The sequence below is a fragment of the Pseudoxanthomonas sp. genome (assembly GCF_051953815.1).
Taxonomy (GTDB): Bacteria; Pseudomonadota; Gammaproteobacteria; order Xanthomonadales; family Xanthomonadaceae; genus Pseudoxanthomonas_A.
The window spans coordinates 1-23,163 of the sequence record NZ_JBQCIJ010000052.1 but is presented as its reverse complement, the minus strand read 5'-3'; the positions used below and the strand labels follow the sequence as shown (position 1 = coordinate 23,163).

Sequence of the window (23,163 nt, the reverse complement as noted above, 5' to 3'; positions counted from 1 at the left end):
GCAGTGCAATGACCGAACAGAACAATCCGCAGGCCGCCCAGGGCAACGATCCCAACCAGCTCGATCCGGCGTTCTTCAGTTGCGTCAACGAGTACCTGGAACTGACCAACCGCCAGGCCCAGCAGCAGGGGCTCAAGCGCATCAGCGTGGCTTCGCTGTACGCCGCCGCGCGCTTCAACTCGCACGTGTACCTCTCCTTCGAGGGGGATGCGGCGGCTTCGCGCAACGATTTCCTCGATTACATGACCAACATGTACCGCCGCATGCTCAACGAGCACCTGGATGCGCTGGGCGCCGAGCGCGGCATCAACGTGGGCGAATCCGAACTGGCCGCCGAATACGCCGCCTTCAACGAAGCGCAGGCGGCGGCCAACCCGGAAGCCAAGCCCGAATGAGCCGGTTCGACCAGCGTTTCGCGGAATTGCGCGCCGCCGGCCGCAAGGCGCTCATTCCGTTCATCACCGCCGGGGACCCGTCCCTGGACGCCACCGTGCCGGTGATGCATGCGCTGGTGCAGGCGGGCGCCGATGTCATCGAACTCGGCGTCCCGTTTTCCGATCCCATGGCCGACGGCCCGACCATCCAGCGCAGTTCCGAACGGGCGCTAGCGCGTGGCGCGGGCCTGCACTACGTGCTGGACGTGGTGGCCGCGTTCCGCAGGGACGACTCCGCGACCCCGGTCGTGCTGATGGGGTATCTGAATCCGGTCGAGATCCACGGCGCCGAACGGTTCGCGGAAGCCGCCTTGCGGGCCGGTGTCGACGGGGTCCTGCTGGTGGATCTGCCGCCGGAAGAGGCCGACGAGACCCGCGCCATCTTCAACCGCCATGGCCTGGCCCTGATCATGCTGGCGTCGCCGACCACCTCGGACGAACGCCTGGCCATGCTCTGCGATGAAGCGCAGGGTTACCTGTACTACGTGAGCTTCGCCGGCGTGACCGGTGCGTCCGAGCGCCTGGATACCCGCGCCGCAGGCGATCGCCTGCGCCGGATCCGCGCGCAGGCCAGGGCGCCGGTCGCCGCCGGCTTCGGCATCCGCGACGCCGCCAGCGCCCGCGCCATGGCGGTGGACGCCGACGGCGTGGTGGTGGGCAGCGCCCTGGTCAGCGAACTGGCCCGGACCGATGCTCCGGACACGCCTCCGGTCCGCGCCGCCGCGTTCCTGGCGCCGCTGCGGCAGGCGCTGGACCAGCCCTGAGCCGGCCAGCCCGGCAGGCTGACGGGCCGCCGCGGGCGGCCTGCTAAACTGCCCCGTCTGCCCATCCGCGGGATGGGCCCCTGAACGGGATTGTCGATAACGCATGAGCTGGCTCAGCAAACTGATGCCGTCGGGCATCCGCACCGAAGGCGGTGGCGCCAAAAGCAAACGCAGTGTGCCCGAAGGGCTGTGGGAGAAGTGCGACCGCTGCGGCGCGGTGCTCTACCGCCCGGAACTGGAAGAAAACCTGGAGGTCTGCCCCAAGTGCGGCTTCCACATGTCCATCCGCGCGCGCGCGCGCCTGCAGGCGCTGTTCGACGCCGGCAGCATCGAGGAAATCAGCACCGGTCTGGCCCCGGTCGACGTGCTGAAGTTCCGTGACCAGAAGAAGTATTCGGACCGCTTCAAGGCGGCGCAGAAGGCCACCGGCGAACACGATTCGCTGGTGGCGATGAAGGGCACCCTCAAGCAGCGCCCGCTGGTGGCCTGCGCGATGGACTTCGCCTTCATGGGCGGCTCGATGGGCTCGGTGAGCGGCGAGAAGTTCGCCCGCGCGGCCGAGCGCGCGCTGGCCGATCGCGCGCCGCTGGTGTCGTTCGCCGCCAGCGGCGGCATGCGCATGCAGGAAAGCCTGTTCTCGTTGATGCAGATGGCCAAGACTTCCGCCGCGCTGGCGCGCCTGCGCGAGCAGGGCATCCCGTACATCTCGGTGAGCACCCATCCCACCTTCGGTGGCGCCTCGGCGTCGTTCGCGATGCTGGGCGACATCAACATCGCCGAGCCGGAAGCGCTGATCGGTTTCGCCGGCCCGCGCGTGATCGAGCAGACCGTGCGCGAAACCCTGCCCGAGGGCTTCCAGCGCGCCGAGTTCCTGCTGGAGCACGGCGCCATCGATCAGATCTGCGATCGCCGCGAGATGCGCGATCGCCTGGCCGACCTGCTGGCGCTGCTGCAGAACCAGCCCCGTCCGCAAGAAGCCGAAGTCATCGCCTGAGCAAGGAGGCAACCCGATGAGCCGCAAGTATTTCGGCACCGATGGCATCCGCGGACGGGTCGGGCAGGGACCGATCTCGGCCGATTTCGTGCTGCGCCTGGGCAATGCCCTGGGCCGCGTGCTGGCCGAGCGCAATGGACGTCGCCCGGTCGTGGTGATCGGCAAGGACACCCGGATTTCCGGCTACATGTTCGAAGCCGCGCTGGAGGCCGGACTGGTCGCCGCCGGCGCCGACGTGCAGCTGATGGGGCCGATGCCGACCCCGGCGGTCGCGTTCCTGACCCGCACCCTGGGCGCGGACGCCGGCATCGTCATCAGCGCCTCGCACAATCCGCACTACGACAACGGCATCAAGTTCTTTTCCGCCGAAGGGGAGAAGCTGGACGACGCCACCGAGGCGGCGATCGAAGCTGCGCTCGACGGCAGCTTCGTCACCGTCGAATCGGAGAAGCTGGGCAAGGCCATCCGCAGCCGCGACGTGGTCGGGCGCTACATCGAATTCTGCAAGGCCAGCGTGCCGCGCGGCTTCGATCTGCGCGGCATGAAGATCGTGCTGGACTGCGCGCATGGCGCGACCTACCACATCGCGCCGCTGCTGTTCCGCGAACTGGGTGCGGACGTCGTCGCGATCGGCGCCGAGCCCAATGGCCTGAACATCAACGATGGCGTCGGTTCGATGCACATCGACAACCTGGCCCGCAAGGTGCGCGAGACCGGCGCCGATCTGGGCATCGCCTTCGATGGCGACGGCGATCGCGTGCTGATGGCCGACGACCAGGGCAATCCGGTCGATGGCGATGACCTGCTGTACGTGCTGGCGACGGCCTGGCAACGGAGCGGCCGCCTGAAGGGCGCGGTGGTGGGTACGCTGATGACCAACTATGGCCTGGAGCGCGCACTGGCCGAACGCCAGGTGCCGTTCCTGCGGGTGAAGGTCGGCGACCGCTACGTCCACCAGGGACTGGTCGAGGGCGGCGGCGTGCTGGGCGGCGAGACCTCCGGCCACCTGCTGTGCCTGGACCGCGCGACCACCGGCGACGCCATCGTCAGCGCGCTGCAGGTGCTGGAAGTGCTCAAGCACGGCCGGCAGTCGCTGCGCCAGGTGCTGGCGGGTCTGGCGAAGGTGCCGCAGAAAACCATCAACGTGAAGCTGGCCAACGGCGCGCGCCCGGCCGAGGCGGCCAGCGTGCAGGCGGCATTGGCCGAGGCGCAGGCGGCGGTGTCCGGTCGTGGCCGCGCGTTCCTGCGTCCGTCCGGCACCGAGCCGGTGGTGCGGGTGACGGTCGAGGCCGATGACGACACCCTGATGCAGAACACGCTGGAGAAGCTGGCCGAGGCCGTGCGCGCCGCGGCGGCTTGAGGTCGATCAATGCAATTCCGGCGCCGGTCGGCTGCAATGCCGCCGCCGCGCCTTCCTGGAGCAAGTGAATGAGTGCCCGTATTCCCACCCTGGACATCACCCGTTTCGACACCGACCGCGAGGCCTTCGTGGCCGAGCTGGGCGCGGCCTATCGCGAATGGGGGTTTGCCGGCATCCGCAACCATGGCATCCCGCAGGCCGAGATCGATGCCGCCTACGATGTGTTCAAGCGCTTCTTCGCGTTGCCGGAGGAAACCAAGCGCAAGTACCACGTGCCCGGCAGTGGTGGCGCGCGCGGCTACACGCCGTTCGGCGTGGAGACCGCCAAGGATTCCAAGCATTTCGATCTGAAGGAGTTCTGGCACATCGGCCGCGAAATCCCCGATGACTCCAAGTATCGCGAGGTGATGCCGCCGAACCTGTGGCCGGATGAAGTGCCCGGCTTCCGCGAGCACGGCTACGGCCTGTACCAGGCGCTGGACAAGCTGGGCGCGCGGGTGCTGTCGGCGCTGGCGCTGCACATCGGCCTGCCGTCCGACTACTTCATCGACAAGACCAACGCCGGCAATTCGATCCTGCGTCCGATCCACTACCCGCCGATCACCGCCGACGACATTCCGAACGTGCGCGCCGGCGCGCATGAGGACATCAACCTGATCACGCTGCTGGTGGGCGCCAGCGCCGCCGGCCTGGAAGTGAAGTCCAAGCAGGGCGAGTGGGTGCCGTTCACCTCCGACGCGGACACCATCGTGGTCAACATCGGCGACATGCTGCAGCGCCTGACCAACCACGTGTATCCGTCCACCACCCATCGCGTGGTGAATCCGCCGGGCGAGCAGGCGCGCCAGCCGCGCTATTCGGTGCCGTTCTTCCTGCATCCGAATCCGGATTTCCTGATCGACGTGCTGCCATCGACGATCAGCGCCGACAATCCCAAGCGCTATCCCGAGGCGATCACCGCCCAAGGCTACCTGGAAGAGCGCCTGCGCGAGATCAAGCTGAAGTAAGACGGGCTCGGAGCCGCCGTCGCGCGCCGTGCGCGAGGGTTCGTGTCCCCGCAACAAGGGCCGGTCGCGCAGGCGCCGGCCCTTGTTCGTTGCTCCGCGCGCCTTTCAATCCGCCTTGCGGATCCGCGACGAATTGCGGCCCATCAACCGGAACCGCGTCTGGTCGGGCAGGTGCCGGGTGATGCCGTGCAGCAGTTTGTAGCGCCAGCCCGGCACCACGATCACGCGACCGCGTTCCATCCCGTCGATGCCGGCGCGCGCCACCGCGTCGGCCTGCAGCCACAGCCCCTTCGGCAGCCTGGACATCATCGCCCGCGTGCCGGTGACGTCGTGGAATTCGGAGTAGGTGAAACCAGGGCACAGCGCGCAGACCTTCATGCCGCGATCGGCGTTCTCATGCGCCAGCGATTCGCTGAACTTGATCAGGAACGCCTTGACCGGTGCGTACAGCGTCTGTCCGTCCGCACTTGGCATCAGCCCGGCGAGCGAGGCCACGTTGAGGATGCGGCCGTCCGGAAAACTCCGCAGCGATGGCAGCAAGCGCCAGGTGAGCTCGCATACCGAACCGATCATCACCTGCAGAAACTGCGCATGCACCGGCCAATCGCTGCTCCGATAGCGCCCGGCGACCCCGTAGCCGGCGTTGTTCACCAGGATGCGCACGCGCAGACCTCGCGCCTGGATGGCTTCGCACAGTTGCGCCGGCGCATCCGCGGCGGCCAGATCCGCCGGCAACACCTGCACCGAAACCTGCGCGCGCAGTTCGGCCGCGAGCGCCTCCAGCCGATCGGCCCGCCTCGCGGTGAGGATGAGCGGTACCCCGCGACGCGCGTACTCGCGGGCGATTTCCGCGCCGATGCCGCTGGAGGCGCCGGTGATCAGGGCGTGGCCGGAATCGGGCGAGGGCATGCGGACTCCTGTGGGAACATGGAAGGGAAGCGGCGCTCGGGCCGTTCCGCATGGTAAGCGGCGTCGGCGGCGCTTGCCCTCGGCGGCGCATCGGCTATCCTTGCGCGCCCACTGGACAGGAATTGGTCTTATGCGCCGCAAGATCGTGGCCGGAAACTGGAAGCTCCACGGCGACCGCCAGTTCGCCTATGCCCTGATGGACGAGATCGCCGCGGGCCTGCCGGTGGCCGGGGTGGACGTGCTGATCCTGCCGCCGCTGCCGTATCTGGGCGAACTGGTGGAGGACTACGCGCCGCAGGGCTTCGCGCTCGGATCGCAGGACGTGAGCAGCAACGAAAAGGGCGCCTATACCGGCGAGGTCTCCGCCTCGATGCTGGTCGATGTCGGCGCCACCCATGGCCTGGTGGGCCATTCCGAGCGCCGTCAGTACCACCATGAGGACAACGCGCTGGTCGCGCGCAAGTTCATCGCCGCCCGCAACGCCGGACTGGTGCCGGTGCTATGCCTGGGCGAAAGTCTGGCCCAGCGGGACGCCGGCGAGACCGAGGCGGTGGTCGGCGCGCAGCTGCGGGCGGTGCTGGACGCCGCCGGCGTGGAGGCGTTCGCGAAGGCCATCGTGGCCTATGAACCGGTCTGGGCCATTGGCACGGGCCGCAACGCCACGCCGGCCCAGGCCCAGGCCGTTCATGCATTCATCCGTGGCGAAGTGGCCGGACGCGATGCTAGAATCGCCGATTCGCTGCCCATCCTGTACGGAGGCAGCGTCAAGCCCGACAACGCCGCGGAACTGTTCGCTCAGCCCGATGTCGATGGAGGGCTGGTGGGCGGCGCGTCGCTGGTGGCGCGCGATTTCCTCGCCATCGCGAAAGCGGCGGCGGAGCGGGGCTGACCCGCGGGTCCGGCGTTGGCCGGGTCCATCAATACTGGTTTCGGGACGAATTCGAAATGATGCTGATCCTCAATGTGGTCTACGTGCTGATCGCCATCGCGATCATCGCGCTGGTGCTGATGCAGCGCGGCTCGGGCGCGCAGGCCGGTTCCGGCTTCGGCGCCGGCGCTTCCGGCACGGTGTTCGGCGCGCGCGGCGCGTCCAACTTCCTGTCCAAGAGCACCAAGTGGCTGGCCATCGCGTTCTTCGGCATCACCCTGTTCATGGCGTGGCACGCTTCGCACAGCGCCCGCCCGACGACCCAGCAGAACCTGGGCGTGATGACCACCCAGCAGGGCCCCGCGGCGGCCACGCCGGCCGCAGGCGAGCTGCCCGCGCAGCCGACCACCGTTCCGGCGGCCCCGGCCGCACAGCCCGCGCCGACCACCGTGCCCAGCGCACCGGCCGCGGCTCCGGCGGAATCCGGACAGGCGAACCCGGCCCAGCCGCCGGCGCAGACCCCGGCACAGGGCGGTTGAACCGGGATACAATGACGGCCCTGCAACCGGCGACGGTTGCCTAGTTTCAAAGCCCAGGTGGCGGAATTGGTAGACGCACTACCTTGAGGTGGTAGCGGCGAAAGCTGTAGGGGTTCGAGTCCCCTCTTGGGCACCAATCGAAGCGGCGGGACCGGCGATGCCGGCGGGCCGTGGAGTCGGAAAGCGAAGCCCGCGCAAGCGGGCTTTTCTTTTGCCCGTGAAAAGCGCCGCATACAGCTTCGTAAACGTTTACTAGTCAGTTCACTAACCGGTACAATTCCGCCGATCCATTCCAGGCCAGGTACGAGCTGCGGAAGGGCCTGGATCGGTTCGGTCACCGCCGCCTGCGGCGGGACACGGTGGATGCCGCGGCCAGGCCGGAGTCGCCTCGCCGCAGCTCCTTGCGCACCCGCGCAAACCGCGCGTACCACGCGGTCCCATAGCGGAATGCAGTGCCCCGCCAAGGCGACACGCTCCAGAGCGTGCAGGCCGGACGCGGGGCAGGTAGGACAAGAAGAGAAACGCGAGTGCTGGCCAACTATCTGCCGACCCTGTTGTTCCTGATCGTCGCCACCGGCATCGGCATCGCGCTGATCCTGGCGGGACGCTTCCTTGGCCCGCGACGCCCCGACGCGCAGAAGCTGTCGCCGTACGAATGCGGCTTCGAGGCCTTCGAAGACGCGCGCATGAAGTTCGACGTGCGCTACTACCTGATTGCCATCCAGTTCATCGTCTTCGACCTGGAAATCATCTTTATCGTCCCGTGGACCCTGGTCTTCCAGGAGCTCGGCGCCCGCGCACTGGTCACCATGGGCCTGTTCGTCGGCATGCTGTTCCTCGGCTTCATTTACGTTTGGAAGAAGGGAGCGCTCGAATGGGAGTGATCCAGACCCTCGATCGCCTGATGACCAACCCGATCCCGGAAGGGCGGGTGGACGACATCCTGCGGCCGGAAGGCGACAACCCGCTGCTGGAAAAGGGCTATGTGACCACCAGTGTCGACGCGCTGATGAACTGGGCGCGCACCGGCTCGATGTGGCCGATGACCTTCGGCCTGGCCTGCTGCGCGGTCGAGATGATGCATGCCGGCGCATCGCGCCTGGACCTGGACCGCTACGGCGTGGTGTTCCGCCCGTCGCCGCGCCAGTCGGACGTGATGATCGTGGCCGGCACGCTGGTCAACAAGATGGCCCCCGCGCTGCGCAAGGTGTACGACCAGATGCCCGACCCCAAGTGGGTCATCTCGATGGGCAGCTGCGCCAACGGCGGCGGCTATTACCACTATTCGTATTCGGTGGTGCGCGGTTGCGATCGCATCGTGCCCGTCGACGTTTACGTGCCGGGCTGCCCGCCGACCGCCGAAGCGCTGGTCTACGGCATCCTGCAGTTGCAGAAGAAGATCTGGCGCACGCAGACCATCGCGCGCTGAGCGCGCGGGCCTGCGTTCCGTTTCACCCGTTTTCCTTTCCGAGAGCACGCTACGCCCCATGGCCGAGCAAGCTGCAAATTTCACCGACCGGTTGCGCGCGCGCTTCGCCGATGCGGTGATCACGGTTGCCGGAATCCGCGAAGAGGTCACCCTCGAGGTGCCTTCCGCGTCCTGGCATGAGGTCTGCCGCGCCCTGCGCGACGAGTTCGGATTCGAACAGGCCGTCGACGTCTGCGGCGTCGACTACCTGGGCTACGGCAGCGCCGAGTGGGATACCTCGGACGTGTCGTCCGAAGGCTTCAGCCGCGGTGTCGAGGGCTTCGGCCCGGGTCGCTTCGACTGGGAACAGCGACCGCGCGGCGCCGGTCCCGAGCGCCGCTTCGCGGTGGTCCTGCACCTGCTGTCGTACCAGCACAACCAGCGCCTGCGCGTGCGCTGCTTCGCGCCGAACGATGATCTGCCGGTGGTGGCCTCGGTCACCGACCTGTGGCCAGGCGCCAACTGGTTCGAACGCGAGGCGTTCGACCTGTATGGCATCGTGTTCGAAGGCCATCCGGATCTGCGCCGCATCCTGACCGACTACGGCTTCGTCGGCCATCCGTTCCGCAAGGACTTCCCGCTGATCGGCAACGTCGAAGTGCGCTACGACGAAGAAAAGAAGCGCGTGGTCTACGAGCCGGTGACCTCGGTCGAGCCGCGCGTCGGCGTGCCGCGCGTTATCCGCGACGACGCGCGCTACCAGACCGCGGCCGGCGAGGCCGCCGCGGGCGAGGGCAGCAAGTGATGAGTACGCAACAGTCCCCCATTGCGTTTGCGAGCAATCCTGAAGAATCCAAGCAGGAAATCCGCAACTACACGATGAACTTCGGCCCGCAGCATCCCGCGGCGCACGGCGTTCTCCGCCTGATCCTGGAAATGGACGGCGAAACCATCATGCGTGCGGACCCGCATGTCGGCCTGCTGCATCGCGGCACCGAGAAGCTGGCCGAATCCAAGCCGTTCAACCAGTCGATCGGCTACATGGATCGCCTGGACTACGTGTCGATGATGTGCAACGAACACGCCTACGTGCGCGCGATCGAGACCCTCATGGGCATCGAGGCGCCGGAGCGCGCGCAGTACATCCGCACAATGTTCGACGAGATCACCCGCATTCTGAACCACCTGATGTGGATCGGTTCCAATGCGCTCGATCTCGGCGCGATGGCGGTGATGCTGTACGCCTTCCGCGAGCGCGAGGAGCTGATGGACTGCTACGAGGCGGTCAGCGGCGCGCGCATGCACGCGACCTACTACCGCCCGGGCGGCGTCTACCGCGACCTGCCGGACCGGATGCCGAAGTACAAGGAATCCCCGTGGCGCAAGGGCCAGGCGCTGAAGCGCCTGAACAATGCCCGCGACGGGTCCATGCTGGACTTCCTGGAAGACTTCACCCGCGAATTTCCCAAGCGCGTCGACGAGTACGAGACCCTGCTCACCGACAACCGCATCTGGAAACAGCGCACCGTCGGCATCGGCGTGATCTCGCCGGAACAGGCGCGCGCCTGGGGCATGACCGGCGTGATGCTGCGCGGTTCGGGCGTCGCCTGGGATCTGCGCAAGAAGCAGCCCTATGCGAAGTACGACGCGGTCGATTTCGACATCCCGCTGGGCGTCGAGGGTGACTGCTACGACCGTTACCTGGTCCGCGTGGCCGAGATGCGGGAGTCCAACCGCATCATCGCCCAGTGCGTGAAGTGGCTGAAGGCCAATCCGGGCCCGGTGATGGTCAAGAATTTCAAGGTCGCCCCTCCCAAGCGCGAGGAGATGAAGGACGACATGGAAGCGTTGATCCATCACTTCAAGCTGTTCAGCGAAGGCTACTGCGTGCCGGCCGGCGAGACCTACTCGGCGGTGGAAGCCCCGAAGGGCGAATTCGGCTGCTACCTGGTGTCCGACGGTGCCAACAAGCCGTTCCGCGTGAAGCTGCGCGCACCGGGCTTCGCCCATCTTTCTTCCATGGATGCCATCGTGCGCGGCCACATGCTGCCTGACGTGGTCGCCATGATTGGTACTTACGATCTGGTTTTCGGTGAGGTGGACCGATGAGGGCCACGGGTAATTTCGAGGCGACGCAGAACGTCGATCCGCAGGTGGCGCTGAGCGACAAGACGCGCGCGCACATCGATCATTGGCTGACCAAGTTCCCGCCCGACCGCAAGCGGTCGGCGGTGCTGCAGGGTTTGCATGCCGCGCAGGAACAGAACGGCGGATGGCTGAGCGACGAACTGATCGCCGCGGTCGCCAAGTACCTGGACATTCCGCCGGTGTGGGCCTACGAGGTCGCCAGCTTCTACTCGATGTTCGAGACCGAGAAGGTGGGCCGCAACAATGTCGCCTTCTGCACCAACATCAGCTGCTGGCTCAACGGCGCCGAGGATCTGGTCAAGCACGCCGAGAAGAAACTCGGCTGCCGGCTGGGCGAGTCCACCGCCGACGGCCGCGTGTTCCTGAAGCGGGAAGAAGAATGCGTCGCCGCGTGCTGCGGCGCGCCGGTGGTCGTGATCAACGGCCATTACCACGAGAAGCTGACGCCGGCCAAGGTCGACGAACTGCTGGACGGGCTGGAGTAAGCGCATGGCACATCATCCGCACACATCCGAGGGCTACGGCCCGGTCGGCCCGGCGCCGAAGGAACACCAGGTCGTCTACACCACGCTGCACTTCGACAAGCCGTGGTCTTACGAGAACTACCTCAAGACCGGTGGCTACAGCGCGCTGCGCAAGATCCTGGAAGAGAAGATCCCGCCGGCCGACGTGGTCGAGATGGTCAAGCAGTCCGGCCTGCGCGGCCGTGGCGGCGCGGGCTTCCCGACCGGCCTGAAATGGAGCTTCATGCCCAAGGGCGACATGCAGAAGTACATCCTCTGCAACTCCGACGAATCCGAGCCGGGCACCGCCAAGGATCGCGACATCCTGCGCTTCAACCCGCACGCGGTCATCGAGGGCATGGCGATCGCCTGCTACGCCACCGGTTCCACCGTCGGCTACAACTACCTGCGCGGCGAGTTCCACCACGAGCCGTTCGAGCACCTGGAAGAAGCCACCGCCGAGGCCTACAAGCACGGCTGGCTGGGCAAGAACATCCTGGGCTCCGGCATCGACATCGACATCTTCAACGCGCTGGGCGCGGGCGCCTACATCTGCGGCGAGGAAACCGCGCTGATGGAATCGCTGGAAGGCAAGAAGGGCCAGCCGCGCTTCAAGCCGCCGTTCCCGGCCAACTTCGGCCTGTACGGCAAGCCGACCACCATCAACAACACCGAGACCTACGCGTCGGTGCCGGCGATCATCCGCAACGGTGCCGAGTGGTTCCTCAACCTGGGCAAGCCCAACAACGGCGGCCCGAAGATCTTCTCGGTCTCCGGCCACGTCGCCCGTCCGGGCAACTATGAAATCCGCCTGGGCACGCCGTTCGCCGAACTGCTGGAAATGGCCGGCGGCATCCGCAACGGCCACAAGATCAAGGCGGTGATTCCGGGTGGTTCCTCGATGCCGGTGCTGCCGGGCGAGACCATGATGGGCCTGACCATGGACTACGACAGCATCCAGAAGGCGGGCTCCGGCCTGGGCTCGGGCGCGGTCGTGGTGATGGACGAGACCGCCTGCATGGTGCGCGCCTGTCAGCGCATCGCGCGTTTCTACTTCAAGGAAAGCTGCGGCCAGTGCACGCCGTGCCGCGAAGGCACCGGCTGGATGTACCGCATGTTGACCCGCATCGCCGAGCAGAAGGCGACGCTGGACGACCTGCACATGCTGAAGGCCGCCGCCGGCCAGATCGAAGGCCACACCATCTGCGCCTTCGGCGAAGCCGCGGCATGGCCGGTGCAGGGTTTCCTGCGCCATTTCTGGCACGAATTCGAGTACGCGATCGTCAACAAGCGGTTCCTGGTCGACGACCAGCGCGCCGGTACGGTCATTGAAGGCAAGGTGGCCGCATGAGTGCGCAGCCCGTCAACCCGAACCTCCCGCCCGACCACGTCACCGTCTTCATCGACGGTGTCGAGATGGCCGCGCCCAAGGGTTCGATGATCATCCAGGCGGCGGACAAGGCCGGGATTCCGATTCCGCGCTTCTGCTACCACGAGAAGCTGCCGATCGCGGCCAACTGCCGCATGTGCCTGGTCGACGTCGAGAAGATGCCGAAGCCGGCGCCGGCCTGCGCTACGCCGGTCATGGACGGCATGAAGGTCCAGACCCGCAGCGAGAAGGCGCTGAAGTCGCAGCGCAACGTGATGGAGTTCCTGCTGATCAACCATCCGCTCGACTGCCCGATCTGCGATCAGGGCGGCGAGTGCGAGCTGCAGGATCTGTCGCTGGGCTATGGCCGTTCCGTCAGCCGCTTCCAGGAGCGCAAGCGGGTGGTGCCCGACGAGGACATCGGTCCACTGGTCGCCACCGAGATGACCCGCTGCATCCAGTGCACGCGCTGCGTGCGCTTCACCGCGGACGTTGCCGGCACCTATGAGCTGGGCGGCATGTACCGCGGCGAGAACCTGCAGATCGGCACTTACGACGGCAAGCCGCTGACCACCGAAATCTCCGGCAACGTCATCGACGTGTGCCCGGTGGGCGCGCTGACCAACAAGGTGTTCCAGTTCCGCGCGCGTCCGTGGGAACTGATCGCCCGCGAATCCGTCGGCTACCACGACGCGATGGGTTCCAACCTGTTCGTGCATTCCCGCCGTGGCCAAGTGCTGCGCACCGTGCCGCGCGAGAACGAGGCGGTCAACGAGTGCTGGCTGTCGGATCGCGATCGCTACTCGCACCAGGGCCTGTACAGCGACGACCGCGCGGTCAAGCCGCTGCAGAAGGTCAATGGCGAATGGCGCGAAGTGTCCTGGTCCGAGGGGCTGGCCGCCGCCGCGGAGATCCTGCGCGGCAACGCCGGTGACGATCTGGGCGTGCTGGCGCACCCGGCCACCTCGAACGAGGAGGGCGGTCTGCTGGCCAAGCTGGCCGCGGGCCTCGGCACCGGCAACCTGGACCACCGGATCAACAACCGCGACTTCTCCGATGGCGCCGTGGCCGAGCCGTTCGCGCTGCCGCTGGCGGACATCGAGAAGGCCGATGTCATCGTGCTGTTCGGCACCAACGTCCGCCACGAGCTGCCGCTGCTGCACCAGCGCATCCGCAAGGCCCAGCGCAAGGGCGCCCGGGTGCACGTGGTCAACCCGGTCGACTTCGACTTCGCGTTCGGCATCGCCGGCAAGCACATCGTGCCGCCGTCGCAGCTGGCCGGCGCGCTCAACGAGGCCGCGCTGCGCGAAGCCGCCAAGGCCGGCAACCATGCCGTGCTGATCGTGGGCGGCATCGCCGAGAATCATCCGCAGGCATCCGCGCTGCGCCAGGCCGCCGGCGAATTCGCCGCCGCCACCGGCGCCTCGCTGTGCCGCATCCCGCAGGGCGCCAACGCGGTGGGCCTGGCCCGCCAGGGCGTGCTGCCGTCGCGCCACGACGTGGCCGGCATGTTCGCCGAGCCGCGCAAGGCCTACGTCATCTATGGCATCGAGCCGGGCCTGGATTTCGCCGATACGCCGGCCGCCGCGCGCGCGCTGTCGTCGGCCAAGGTGGTGGCGTTCAGCCATTTCGCCTGCAAGTCCACCCGCGACGTCGCCGACGTGATCCTGCCGATCGGCGCACTGCCTGAGATCGAAGCCACCCTGACCAACCTGGACGGCGTCGACCAGCGCACCCAGGCCGCCGGCAAGCTGCCGGGCGAGGCCCGCGAGGGCTGGCGCGTGCTGCGCGCACTGGGGGGCGAACTGCAACTGCCGTCGTTCGAGTTCACCGACCTGGCTGGCCTGCGCGCCGCCATCGCCGGTGCCGCGCCGGTGACGATCGCGCGCTCGGCCGCGCCCGCCACGGCGGGCGAGGGGCTGGAGCTGGCGGTCAGCGCGGCCATCTATCGCACCGACGGCATCGTCCGCCGGGCCGAGGCGTTGCAGGCGCATCCGCTCAACGTGGGCGCGCGCATCGTCCTGAACCCGGCCGACGCGCAGTCTTCCGGCGTGGCCGAGGGCGCGATGGCCAAGGTCGGCTCGGCGCACGGCACCGCGACCCTGCCGGTGGTGGTGGATGCCCGCGTGGCCAGGGGCAGTGCCTGGATTGAGAGCGGCTACGGCGCGACCGCGCCGCTGGGCGCAGGACGTGTCACGGTGGTGAGCGCATGAACGAGCTGTTGATCAATGCCGTCGGACCGCTCCGCGAGTGGTTCTTCGCGCTGGGCGACATCGGTGTCGCGTTGTGGATCGTGCTGAAGATCCTGGTGATCGCCGTGCCGGTGATCATCGCGGTCGCCTTCTACGTGGTCTGGGAGCGCAAGCTGATCGGCTGGATGCACGTCCGCCACGGACCGATGTACGTGGGCATGGGCATCTTCCAGGCCTTCGCCGACGTGTTCAAACTGCTGTTCAAGGAAATCATCCAGCCCAGCAGCGCGCAGAAGGCGATGTACATCATCGCGCCGCTGATCACGCTGGCGCCGGCGTTCGCCGCCTGGGCGGTGGTGCCGTTCGACGCCAAGCTGGTGCTGTCCAACGCCAATGCCGGCCTGCTGTACCTGCTGGCGATGACTTCGCTGGGCGTGTACGGCATCATCATCGCCGGCTGGGCCTCCAACTCGAAGTATGCGTTCCTCGGCGCGATGCGCTCGGCCGCGCAGGTGGTCAGCTACGAAATCGCGATGGGTTTCGCCCTGGTCGGCGTGCTGATCGCCGCCGGCAGCCTGAACCTGAGCGACATCGTGATGGCGCAGGCCGGCAACAACGGCTTCTTCGAATGGTTCTGGCTGCCGCTGTTCCCGCTGTTCGTCGTGTACTGGGTGTCCGGCGTCGCCGAAACCAACCGCTCGCCGTTCGACGTGGTGGAAGGCGAATCGGAAATCGTGGCCGGCCACATGGTGGAGTATTCGGGCGCCGCGTTCGCGCTGTTCTTCCTGGCCGAATACGCCAACATGATCCTGGTCAGCTTCCTGGTGTCGCTGTTCTTCCTGGGCGGCTGGCTGAGCCCGCTGCAGGGCTGGATCACCGCCGACGTGTCGCCCTGGGTCAACTGGATCTGGACCGGCGGCTGGCCGTGGCTGCTGCTGAAGGTCCTGTTCTTCGCCAGCGCCTACATCTGGTTCCGCGCGAGCTTCCCGCGCTACCGCTACGACCAGATCATGCGTCTGGGCTGGAAAGTGTTCATTCCGCTGACCATCGCATGGATCGCGGTGACGGCGGTGATGGTGTTCTTTGGCGTGTTCGAGAAGGGTGTCTGACGCAATGAACAAGGTCATCCATTACTTCAAGAGCCTGATGCTGCTCGAGTTGCTGGGCGGACTGTGGCTGACGCTGAAATACGCGTTCAAGCCCAAGTACACCATCATGTATCCGATGGAGAAGTTCCCGCAGTCGCCGCGCTTCCGTGGCCTGCATGCGCTGCGCCGCTATCCGAACGGCGAAGAGCGCTGCATCGCCTGCAAGCTGTGCGAGGCGGTCTGCCCGGCGCTGGCCATCACCATCGACTCGGCCCCGCGCGAGGACGGCACCCGCCGCACCACCCGTTACGACATCGATCTGTTCAAGTGCATCTTCTGCGGCTTCTGCGAGGAGAGCTGCCCGGTGGATTCGATCGTCGAAACGCACGTGCTCGAGTACCACTTCGACAAGCGCGGCCAGAACATCGTCACCAAGCCGCAGTTGCTGGCGCTGGGCGATCGGCTGGAAGCCGAAATCGCCGAGCGTCGCGCCGCCGACGCCGCATTCCGCTGAGGTCCAAGAGATGGATTGGGTAAATATCGCTTTCTGGATCTTCGCCGGCATCGCGGCCGTGGCCGCGGGCGCGGTGATCAGCGTGCGCAACCCGGTGCACGCCGTGCTGTGCCTCATCCTGACGTTCTTCTCGGTGGCCTGCATCTGGCTGCTGGTCGGGGCCGAGTTCCTTGGCGTGGCGCTGATCCTCGTCTACGTGGGCGCGGTGATGGTGCTGTTCCTGTTCGTGGTGATGATGCTGGACATCGACATCGCCAAGATGCGCGAAGGCTGGGTCAAGTTCCTGCCGGTCGGCGTGGTCGTCGCGGTCGCGATGCTGGTGCAGATGCTGACCCTGATCGGGGTCAAGGCGCGCACCGGCGCCGCGTTCCCGGACAATGCCGCCGCCGCGGCCGCCGATGTGTCCAATACGGCCTGGCTGGCGCGCAGCCTGTTCACCGAGTTCCTGCTGCCGTTCGAGTTCGCCGCCGTGATCCTGACCGTGGCCGTGGTCGCCGCGGTGATGCTGACCCTGCGCCGCCGCGCGGGCGCCAAGCACCAGGATCCGTCCGAGCAATCGCGGGTCAAGGCCGGCGATCGCATCCGCATGGTCAAGATGGCGGTCGAAAAGCCGGTCCGCGCATCCGCCGATGAAGCTGCCGAAGGGGAGGGCAAGGCATGATTACCCTGGGTCACCTGCTGGCGCTGGGTGCGGTGCTTTTCTGCATCAGCCTGGCCGGCATCTTCCTGAACCGCAAGAACGTCATCGTGCTGCTGATGTCCATCGAGCTGATGCTGCTGTCGGTGAACATCAACTTCGTCGCTTTTTCCCGCGAACTGGGCGACACCGCCGGCCAGATCTTCGTGTTCTTCATCCTGACCGTGGCCGCCGCCGAGGCCGCCATCGGCCTGGCCATCCTGGTCACCCTGTTCCGCACCCGGCGCACGATCAACGTCGCCGAAGTCGACACGCTCAAAGGCTGATGCACCCATGACAGGTCTGGAAGTCGCAATTTCCAAGAACGTGCTGCTGGCCATCGTGCTGGCGCCGCTGCTGGGCAGCATCATCGCCGGCCTGTTCGGCCGGCAGGTCGGCCGCGCCGGCTCGCACGTCGTCACCATCCTCGGCGTGGCGGTCAGCTGCGCGCTGTCCGGCTGGGTGCTGTACCAACTGGTCGGGCAGGGCGCCTCGCCGTTCAACCAGAACGTCTACACGTTCTTCGAGGTGGGCAACTACAGCGCGCATGTCGGTTTCATGATCGACAAGCTGACCGTGATGATGATGGTGGTCGTCACCTTCGTCTCGCTGCTGGTGCACATCTACACCATCGGCTACATGGCCGAGGACCCGGGCTACCAGCGCTTCTTCAGCTACATTTCGCTGTTCACCTTCAGCATGCTGATGCTGGTGATGAGCAACAACTTCCTGCAGCTGTTCTTCGGCTGGGAAGCGGTGGGCCTGGTGTCCTACCTGCTGATTGGTTTCTGGTTCAAGCGCCCCTCGGCGATCTTCGCCAACCTCAAGGCGTTCCTGGTCAACCGCGTGGGCGATTTCGGCTTCCTGCTGGGCATCGCCGCGGTACTGTTCATGTTCGGCACCCTGGACTACGCGACCGTGTTCGCCAACGCGCCGCTGCTGGCCGGCAAGGCGATTCCGGTGTGGTCCGGCGCCATCACGCTGTTTGGCCAGACCTGGCAGGTGCTGGATCAGCCGCTGATCTGGTCGATGGCCACCATCATCTGCATCTGCCTGTTCATCGGTGCGATGGGCAAGTCGGCGCAGGTGCCGCTGCATGTCTGGCTGCCGGATTCGATGGAAGGCCCGACCCCGATTTCCGCGCTGATCCACGCCGCGACGATGGTGACCGCGGGCATCTTCATGGTGGCGCGCATGTCGCCGCTGTTCGAGCTGTCGCAGACCGCGCTGGACTTCGTGCTGTTCATCGGCGCCACCACCGCGTTCTTCACCGGCCTGATCGGCATCGTGCAGAACGACATCAAGCGCGTGGTCGCGTACTCGACCCTGTCGCAGCTGGGTTACATGACCGTCGCGCTGGGCGTGTCGGCCTACTCGGCGGCGGTGTTCCACCTGATGACCCATGCCTTCTTCAAGGCGCTGCTGTTCCTGGCGGCCGGTTCGGTCATCATCGGCATGCACCACGAGCAGGACATGCGCAAGATGGGCGGCCTGCGCAAGTACATGCCGATCACCTACCTCACCAGCCTGATCGGTACCCTGGCGCTGGTGGGCACGCCGTTCCTGTCCGGCTTCTACTCCAAGGACACCATCATCGAGGCGGCCAAGCACCACCAGGAGCAGGCCGGCGAGTTCGCCCACAAGGTGGCCGAACTGGGCACGATGGCTCAGGGCATCAGCGGTCCCAGCGAATGGGTCGCCACCTACGGTTACTGGGCGGTGCTGCTGGGCGTGTTCGTCACCAGCTTCTACAGCTTCCGCCTGCTGTACCTGACCTTCCACGGCAAGGAGCGTTTCCGCGACGCCCATGCCGATCATGCGCACGATGACCATCCTGCCGATGCGCATGACGATCACCATGGCGACGACCACGGCCATCACGGCGCGCACGAGCCGCACGAATCGCCGTGGGTGGTGACCGTACCGCTGATCCTGCTGGCGATTCCCTCGATCCTGGTCGGCTACTTCACCATCGGGCCGATGCTGTTCGGCACCGACTGGAGCGGTCACCACGAGCAGATGCCGTTCTTCCTCGGCGCGATCGACTTCATCAACCCGGCCGCCGACACGGTGGCGCAGCTGAAGAAGACTTTCCACGGCCCGTTCGAGTTCGCCCTGCACGGCATGCAGGCCCCGCCGTTCTGGCTGACCCTGGCCGGCTTCGTCCTGGCGACCTTCCTGTACCTGTTCAAGCCGGAACTGCCGGGCAAGCTGCGCCGCGTCTTCGCGCTGCCGGTCCGCATCCTGGAGAACAAGTACGGCATGGACGACCTGTGGATCGGTGGCCTGGCCGGTGGCGGCGTGAAGCTGGGCAAGGCTTCGCGCGCGATCGACACCCACGTGATCGATGGCGCCGCCGTCAACGGCAGCGCCCGCATCGTGGATCTGGCCGCCAACCTGTTGCGCCGTACCCAGTCGGGTTTCCTCTACCACTACGCCTTCGCGATGATCCTCGGCCTGATTGCACTGCTGGCCGTGCTCATCCGGTTCTGGCAATGAACGCCTTGGCGCTGAACTAACGGATATCCACTCGTGTCGAACTGGCCTTTGCTTAGCATTCTGATCTGGCTGCCGATTCTCGGCGGCGCGCTGGTCCTCGCCCTTGGCAACCGTCGCGCCAGTGCCGCCCGCTGGGTGGCGCTGGGCGTGGCGCTGCTGACTTTCCTGGCGAGCCTGCCGCTGCTGACCGGCTTCGACTTCGCCAACCCCGGCATGCAGTTCGCCGAAAGGCGCGCCTGGGTGCCGACCTTCAACATCTGGTACGCGCTGGGCGCCGACGGCATCTCGGTCGCGCTGATCGTGCTGACCACGCTGACCACCGTGCTGGCGCTGATTGGCGCGTGGTCGTCGATCGAGAAGCGGGTCAGCCAGTACGTGGCGGCGTTCCTGTTCCTGGAAGGCCTGATGATCGGCGTGTTCTGCGCGCTCGACGCCATCCTGTTCTATGTCTTCTTCGAAGGCATGCTGATCCCGATGTTCCTGATCATCGGCGTGTGGGGCGGCCCGCGCCGCATCTACGCCTCGATCAAGTTCTTCCTGTACACCTTTCTCGGGTCGGTGTTCATGCTGATCGGCCTGATCTACCTGTACCTGAAGGGCGGCAGCTTCCAACTGGCGGACCTGTACACGCTGCAGCTCAGCGCCAAGGAGCAGACCTGGCTGTTCTTCGCCTTCCTGATCGCCTTCGCGGTCAAGGTGCCGATGTTCCCGGTCCATACCTGGTTGCCGGACGCGCACGTGGAAGCGCCGACCGCCGGTTCGGTGATCCTGGCCGCGATCATGCTGAAGATCGGCGGCTACGGCTTCCTGCGCTTCAGCCTGCCGATCGTGCCGGACGCGGGCTTCGAGTGGGCGTGGCTGGTGATCCTGCTGTCGCTGATCGGCGTGGTCTACGTCGGCCTGGTGGCGCTGGTGCAGGACGACATGAAGAAACTGATCGCGTATTCGTCGGTCTCGCACATGGGCTTCGTCACCCTGGGCATCTTCATCGCCTTCGGCCTGGTCCGCGACTACGGCAACCTGGATGGCGCCCGCCTGGGCCTGCAGGGCGCGATGGTGCAGATGATCTCGCACGGCTTCGTCTCCGGCGCGATGTTCTCCTGCGTCGGCGTGCTGTATGACCGCATGCATACCCGCATGATCAAGGACTACGGCGGCGTCGCCAACGTGATGCCCTGGTTCGCGGTGTTCTTCGTGCTGTTCGGCATGGCCAATTCCGGCCTGCCGGGCACCAGTGGTTTCGTCGGCGAGTTCATGGTCATCGTCGCCAGCTTCCAGAAGCATCCGCTGATCGCGCTGGTCGCCGCGCTGACCCTGATCATCGGCGCCGCCTACACCCTATGGCTGATCAAGCGGGTCATGTACGGCGAAGTGGCCAACTCGCACGTCGCCGAGCTCAAGGACATCAACGGGCGCGAGGCGCTGGTGCTGGGCGTGTTCGCCGTCGGCGTGCTGGTGCTGGGCGTCTATCCCAAGCCGCTCGTCGACCTGATGGAACCGTCGATTGCGAACCTGGCGATGCAGCTCGCCAACAGCAAGCTGTAAGGAAGAATGATGACCACGTCGATGCTCCCCACCGCCGCCGACCTGCTGCCGCTGCTGCCGGAAGTCGTGCTGATCGCCGGCGCGTTCGCGCTGCTGATGCTGGACCTGTTCCTCAGCGACCGCCAGCGGGTGATCACCCACCTGCTGGCCCTGGCCACGCTGGCGGCGTCGTTCTTCATGATCCTGACCGACGTCGGTGGTGGCGGGACGGTGTTCAACGGCATGTTCGTCCGCGACGTCATGGCCAATGTCACCAAGCTGGCGATCCTGCTGGTCAGCGCGTTGTCGCTGGTCTACGCCTGGCCCTACCTGCGCGAGCGCAAGCTGTATCCGGGTGAAGTGCCGGTGCTGGTGATGCTGGCAACCGCCGGCATGATGATGATGGTCTCCGCCGGCAGCCTGGTGATGGTCTACCTGGGCCTGGAACTGCTGGCGCTGTGCTCCTACGCGCTGGTCGCGCTCAACCGCGAGGACGGCCTGTCCGCGGAAGCGGCGATGAAGTACATCGTGCTGGGCTCGCTGGCCTCTGGCCTGCTGCTGTACGGCATGTCGCTGGTCTATGGCGCCACCGGCACGCTGCACCTGGACGGCATCCACGCCGCCATCGCCTCGGCTCCCGACCGCACGCTGCTGCTGACCGGCGTGGTGTTCATGGTGGCCGGCGTGGCCTTCAAGCTGGGCGCGGCGCCTTTCCACATGTGGCTGCCGGACGTCTACCAAGGGGCACCGACCCCGATCACCCTGTTCATCAGCTCCGGTCCCAAGCTGGCGGCGTTCGGCATGGCCTACCGCCTGCTGGAAAGCGGCGTCGGCCCGACCGCTGAACAATGGCAGTGGCTGCTGGCGGGACTGGCCGCGGTATCGCTGGTGATCGGCAACCTGATCGCCATCGCCCAGACCAACCTCAAGCGCATGCTGGCGTATTCCACGGTTTCGCACGTGGGCTTCCTGCTGGTCGGTTTCGCCGGCGGCGGCGCGACCGGGTATTCGGCGGCGCTGTTCTACGCCATCAGCTACGCGCTGATGTCGGCGGCCGCGTTCGGCGCCATCGTGGTGCTGTCGCGCCAGGGTTTCGAGGCCGACCGGATCGACGACTTCAAGGGCCTGAACGCCCGCAACCCCTGGCAGGCCGGGCTGGTGCTGTGCGTGATGGCCTCGCTGGCCGGCGTGCCGCCGTTCCTGGGCTTCTGGGCCAAGCTGGTGGTGCTGGGCGCGGCGCTGAAGGGCGGCTTCACCTGGCTGGCCATCCTGGGCGTGGTCTGCGCGGTGATCGGCGCCTTCTACTACCTGCGCGTCATCAAGGTCATGTACTTCGACGAGCCGGTGGGCGAGCGCCAGCCGGCGCGGCAGGATAGGGTGGTGCCGTTCGTGTTCGGCGTGAACGCGCTGGCGCTGCTGGTGCTGGGCATCTTCTGGAACCCGATCATGTCGTGGTGCCAGCAGGCGTTCGCGGGTTGATCCGCGCGGGCGCACCCGGCGCCCGGAATGTTGTTTGCCCGGGCGATAGTTTTTGTTGATGTGAAGGCTTGCAAGAAACCGCGGAAGCCTTCATAATTCCGCTTCTGCTGCGGGGTGGAGCAGTCTGGCAGCTCGTCGGGCTCATAACCCGAAGGTCGCAGGTTCAAATCCTGCCCCCGCTACCAGGTTCAAGCGAAAGGCCACCTCGTGTGGCCTTTTTGCTAGAACCGGCAAGACCGATCGAACGAGCTGCGATCGGGGATACGCCGGACGAAGCGCAGGATGCGCGTGTAGCCGATGTTGGGAAGCGAGACAACGGCGGACTATGGAATGGGCCTTAGTGCCCATTTTTTGTTTGTGCAGAAAGCAAAGCAGCGTGAAAGACGACGAACTCATCCAGTTGATCAATCCCGTAGTCGCCGACCTGGGCCTCGAATGCCTCGGCATCGAGTACGCGCCCAGCCGCGGCAACAGTCTGCTGCGCATCTATATCGACCACGCCGAGCGTCCGATCACGATCGAGGACTGCGAAGCGGTCAGCCGTGAACTGTCGGCACAGCTCGACGTCAACGATCCGATCAGCGGCCGCTATACCCTCGAAGTGTCTTCGCCGGGCATCGACCGGCCGCTGTTCACCCCGGCGCAGTTCGCGCGCTTCATCGGCGAGAAGGCCAAGCTCAGTCTGAATCTGCCGGTCGAAGGACGCCGCCGCCTGCAGGGCGCGATCCGCGCCGTCGACGGCGACCGCATCACGATCGACCAGGACGGCGTCGAATTCGTCGTCGTCCACGACAACGTACAAAAAGCGCGCATCGTCCCCGACTATGCGGCGCTGGGCCTGGCGCCCGAGAAACCGGCCGGCAAGGCCGGAGCGAAGCCCAAGCCGGG

The 23,163-nt window shown here is 66.4% G+C and carries 23 protein-coding genes and 2 tRNA genes; 24 read left to right on the top strand and 1 reads right to left on the bottom strand.

Annotation, left to right across the window (positions count from 1 at the left end; all coding sequences use genetic code 11):
- Window positions 1-8 precede the first annotated feature (8 nt).
- The 5 genes from ACTHN1_RS16650 to ACTHN1_RS16630 all read left to right on the top strand — a co-directional run bounded on the left by ACTHN1_RS16650 (window position 9) and on the right by ACTHN1_RS16630 (window position 4,559).
- The gene (locus ACTHN1_RS16650; RefSeq protein ID WP_440472051.1) at window positions 9-395 is read left to right on the top strand and encodes a DUF3144 domain-containing protein; all 387 of its coding nucleotides are present in this window, start codon (window positions 9-11) and stop codon (window positions 393-395) included.
- On the top strand, window positions 392-1,198 hold the full coding sequence (trpA, locus tag ACTHN1_RS16645; protein WP_440472050.1) for a tryptophan synthase subunit alpha: 807 nt from the start codon (window positions 392-394) through the stop codon (window positions 1,196-1,198). The genes ACTHN1_RS16650 and trpA overlap by 4 nt, the downstream gene beginning before the upstream one ends.
- 103 nt (window positions 1,199-1,301) lie before the next feature.
- Window positions 1,302-2,192, top strand: a complete 891-nt coding sequence (gene accD, locus ACTHN1_RS16640; protein WP_440472049.1) for an acetyl-CoA carboxylase, carboxyltransferase subunit beta — start codon at window positions 1,302-1,304, stop codon at window positions 2,190-2,192.
- Between the two features lie 16 nt (window positions 2,193-2,208).
- Window positions 2,209-3,552: a phosphoglucosamine mutase gene (glmM, locus tag ACTHN1_RS16635; RefSeq protein ID WP_440472048.1), complete on the top strand. Its 1,344-nt coding sequence runs from the start codon at window positions 2,209-2,211 to the stop codon at window positions 3,550-3,552.
- Window positions 3,553-3,620: 68 nt separating this feature from the next.
- Window positions 3,621-4,559: an isopenicillin N synthase family dioxygenase gene (locus ACTHN1_RS16630; protein ID WP_440472047.1), complete on the top strand. Its 939-nt coding sequence runs from the start codon at window positions 3,621-3,623 to the stop codon at window positions 4,557-4,559.
- A gap of 105 nt (window positions 4,560-4,664) precedes the next feature.
- Here ACTHN1_RS16630 and ACTHN1_RS16625 read toward each other — a convergent pair whose 3' ends face one another.
- A complete protein-coding gene (locus ACTHN1_RS16625) occupies window positions 4,665-5,468 on the bottom strand; it encodes an SDR family NAD(P)-dependent oxidoreductase (RefSeq protein WP_440472046.1) in 804 nt (267 codons plus the stop codon).
- 130 nt (window positions 5,469-5,598) lie between these two features.
- On the opposite strand from ACTHN1_RS16625, the gene tpiA reads away from it, so the two are divergent.
- The 19 genes from tpiA to rimP form a co-directional block, all read left to right on the top strand.
- The gene (gene tpiA, locus ACTHN1_RS16620) at window positions 5,599-6,357 is read left to right on the top strand and encodes a triose-phosphate isomerase (RefSeq protein WP_440472045.1); all 759 of its coding nucleotides are present in this window, start codon (window positions 5,599-5,601) and stop codon (window positions 6,355-6,357) included.
- A gap of 56 nt (window positions 6,358-6,413) precedes the next feature.
- The gene (gene secG, locus ACTHN1_RS16615) at window positions 6,414-6,875 is read left to right on the top strand and encodes a preprotein translocase subunit SecG (protein WP_440472044.1); all 462 of its coding nucleotides are present in this window, start codon (window positions 6,414-6,416) and stop codon (window positions 6,873-6,875) included.
- 51 nt (window positions 6,876-6,926) lie between these two features.
- Window positions 6,927-7,011 (top strand) — tRNA-Leu (locus ACTHN1_RS16610).
- 391 nt (window positions 7,012-7,402) lie between these two features.
- Entirely contained in the window at window positions 7,403-7,759 is a 357-nt protein-coding gene (locus tag ACTHN1_RS16605; RefSeq protein ID WP_183642358.1) for an NADH-quinone oxidoreductase subunit A, read from the top strand.
- Window positions 7,750-8,304 carry a NuoB/complex I 20 kDa subunit family protein gene (locus ACTHN1_RS16600; RefSeq protein ID WP_141453300.1) on the top strand — a complete coding sequence of 185 codons (555 nt, stop codon included), beginning with the start codon at window positions 7,750-7,752 and terminating at the stop codon, window positions 8,302-8,304. The genes ACTHN1_RS16605 and ACTHN1_RS16600 overlap by 10 nt, the downstream gene beginning before the upstream one ends.
- A 58-nt stretch (window positions 8,305-8,362) precedes the next feature.
- Window positions 8,363-9,088, top strand: coding sequence for an NADH-quinone oxidoreductase subunit C (locus ACTHN1_RS16595; RefSeq protein WP_440472043.1), 726 nt, complete (start codon window positions 8,363-8,365; stop codon window positions 9,086-9,088).
- On the top strand, window positions 9,088-10,392 hold the full coding sequence (locus tag ACTHN1_RS16590; protein WP_440472042.1) for an NADH-quinone oxidoreductase subunit D: 1,305 nt from the start codon (window positions 9,088-9,090) through the stop codon (window positions 10,390-10,392). Before ACTHN1_RS16595 ends, ACTHN1_RS16590 begins: the two co-directional genes overlap by 1 nt.
- Window positions 10,389-10,916 carry an NADH-quinone oxidoreductase subunit NuoE gene (gene nuoE / locus ACTHN1_RS16585; RefSeq protein WP_440472041.1) on the top strand — a complete coding sequence of 176 codons (528 nt, stop codon included), beginning with the start codon at window positions 10,389-10,391 and terminating at the stop codon, window positions 10,914-10,916. Before ACTHN1_RS16590 ends, nuoE begins: the two co-directional genes overlap by 4 nt.
- Window positions 10,917-10,920: 4 nt before the next feature.
- Entirely contained in the window at window positions 10,921-12,285 is a 1,365-nt protein-coding gene (gene nuoF / locus ACTHN1_RS16580; RefSeq protein WP_141453296.1) for an NADH-quinone oxidoreductase subunit NuoF, read from the top strand.
- Complete coding sequence (gene nuoG, locus ACTHN1_RS16575; protein WP_440472040.1) at window positions 12,282-14,516, top strand: NADH-quinone oxidoreductase subunit NuoG; 2,235 nt, start codon at window positions 12,282-12,284, stop codon at window positions 14,514-14,516. The genes nuoF and nuoG overlap by 4 nt, the downstream gene beginning before the upstream one ends.
- Complete coding sequence (gene nuoH, locus ACTHN1_RS16570) at window positions 14,513-15,604, top strand: NADH-quinone oxidoreductase subunit NuoH (protein WP_440472039.1); 1,092 nt, start codon at window positions 14,513-14,515, stop codon at window positions 15,602-15,604. Before nuoG ends, nuoH begins: the two co-directional genes overlap by 4 nt.
- 4 nt (window positions 15,605-15,608) lie before the next feature.
- The gene (gene nuoI / locus ACTHN1_RS16565; protein WP_295379652.1) at window positions 15,609-16,097 is read left to right on the top strand and encodes an NADH-quinone oxidoreductase subunit NuoI; all 489 of its coding nucleotides are present in this window, start codon (window positions 15,609-15,611) and stop codon (window positions 16,095-16,097) included.
- Between the two features lie 10 nt (window positions 16,098-16,107).
- Complete coding sequence (locus tag ACTHN1_RS16560; RefSeq protein WP_440472038.1) at window positions 16,108-16,758, top strand: NADH-quinone oxidoreductase subunit J; 651 nt, start codon at window positions 16,108-16,110, stop codon at window positions 16,756-16,758.
- A complete protein-coding gene (gene nuoK / locus ACTHN1_RS16555; RefSeq protein ID WP_440472037.1) occupies window positions 16,755-17,060 on the top strand; it encodes an NADH-quinone oxidoreductase subunit NuoK in 306 nt (101 codons plus the stop codon). The genes ACTHN1_RS16560 and nuoK overlap by 4 nt, the downstream gene beginning before the upstream one ends.
- Window positions 17,061-17,067: 7 nt before the next feature.
- Complete coding sequence (gene nuoL / locus ACTHN1_RS16550; protein ID WP_440472036.1) at window positions 17,068-19,272, top strand: NADH-quinone oxidoreductase subunit L; 2,205 nt, start codon at window positions 17,068-17,070, stop codon at window positions 19,270-19,272.
- Between the two features lie 33 nt (window positions 19,273-19,305).
- Entirely contained in the window at window positions 19,306-20,817 is a 1,512-nt protein-coding gene (locus tag ACTHN1_RS16545; RefSeq protein WP_440472035.1) for an NADH-quinone oxidoreductase subunit M, read from the top strand.
- A gap of 6 nt (window positions 20,818-20,823) precedes the next feature.
- The gene (gene nuoN / locus ACTHN1_RS16540) at window positions 20,824-22,275 is read left to right on the top strand and encodes an NADH-quinone oxidoreductase subunit NuoN (protein WP_440472034.1); all 1,452 of its coding nucleotides are present in this window, start codon (window positions 20,824-20,826) and stop codon (window positions 22,273-22,275) included.
- A gap of 108 nt (window positions 22,276-22,383) precedes the next feature.
- Window positions 22,384-22,460: transfer RNA gene (locus ACTHN1_RS16535), tRNA-Met, on the top strand.
- A gap of 191 nt (window positions 22,461-22,651) precedes the next feature.
- Window positions 22,652-23,163, top strand: a 512-nt coding sequence (gene rimP / locus ACTHN1_RS16530; RefSeq protein WP_440472033.1) for a ribosome maturation factor RimP, incomplete at its 3' end; no start/stop codon positions are given.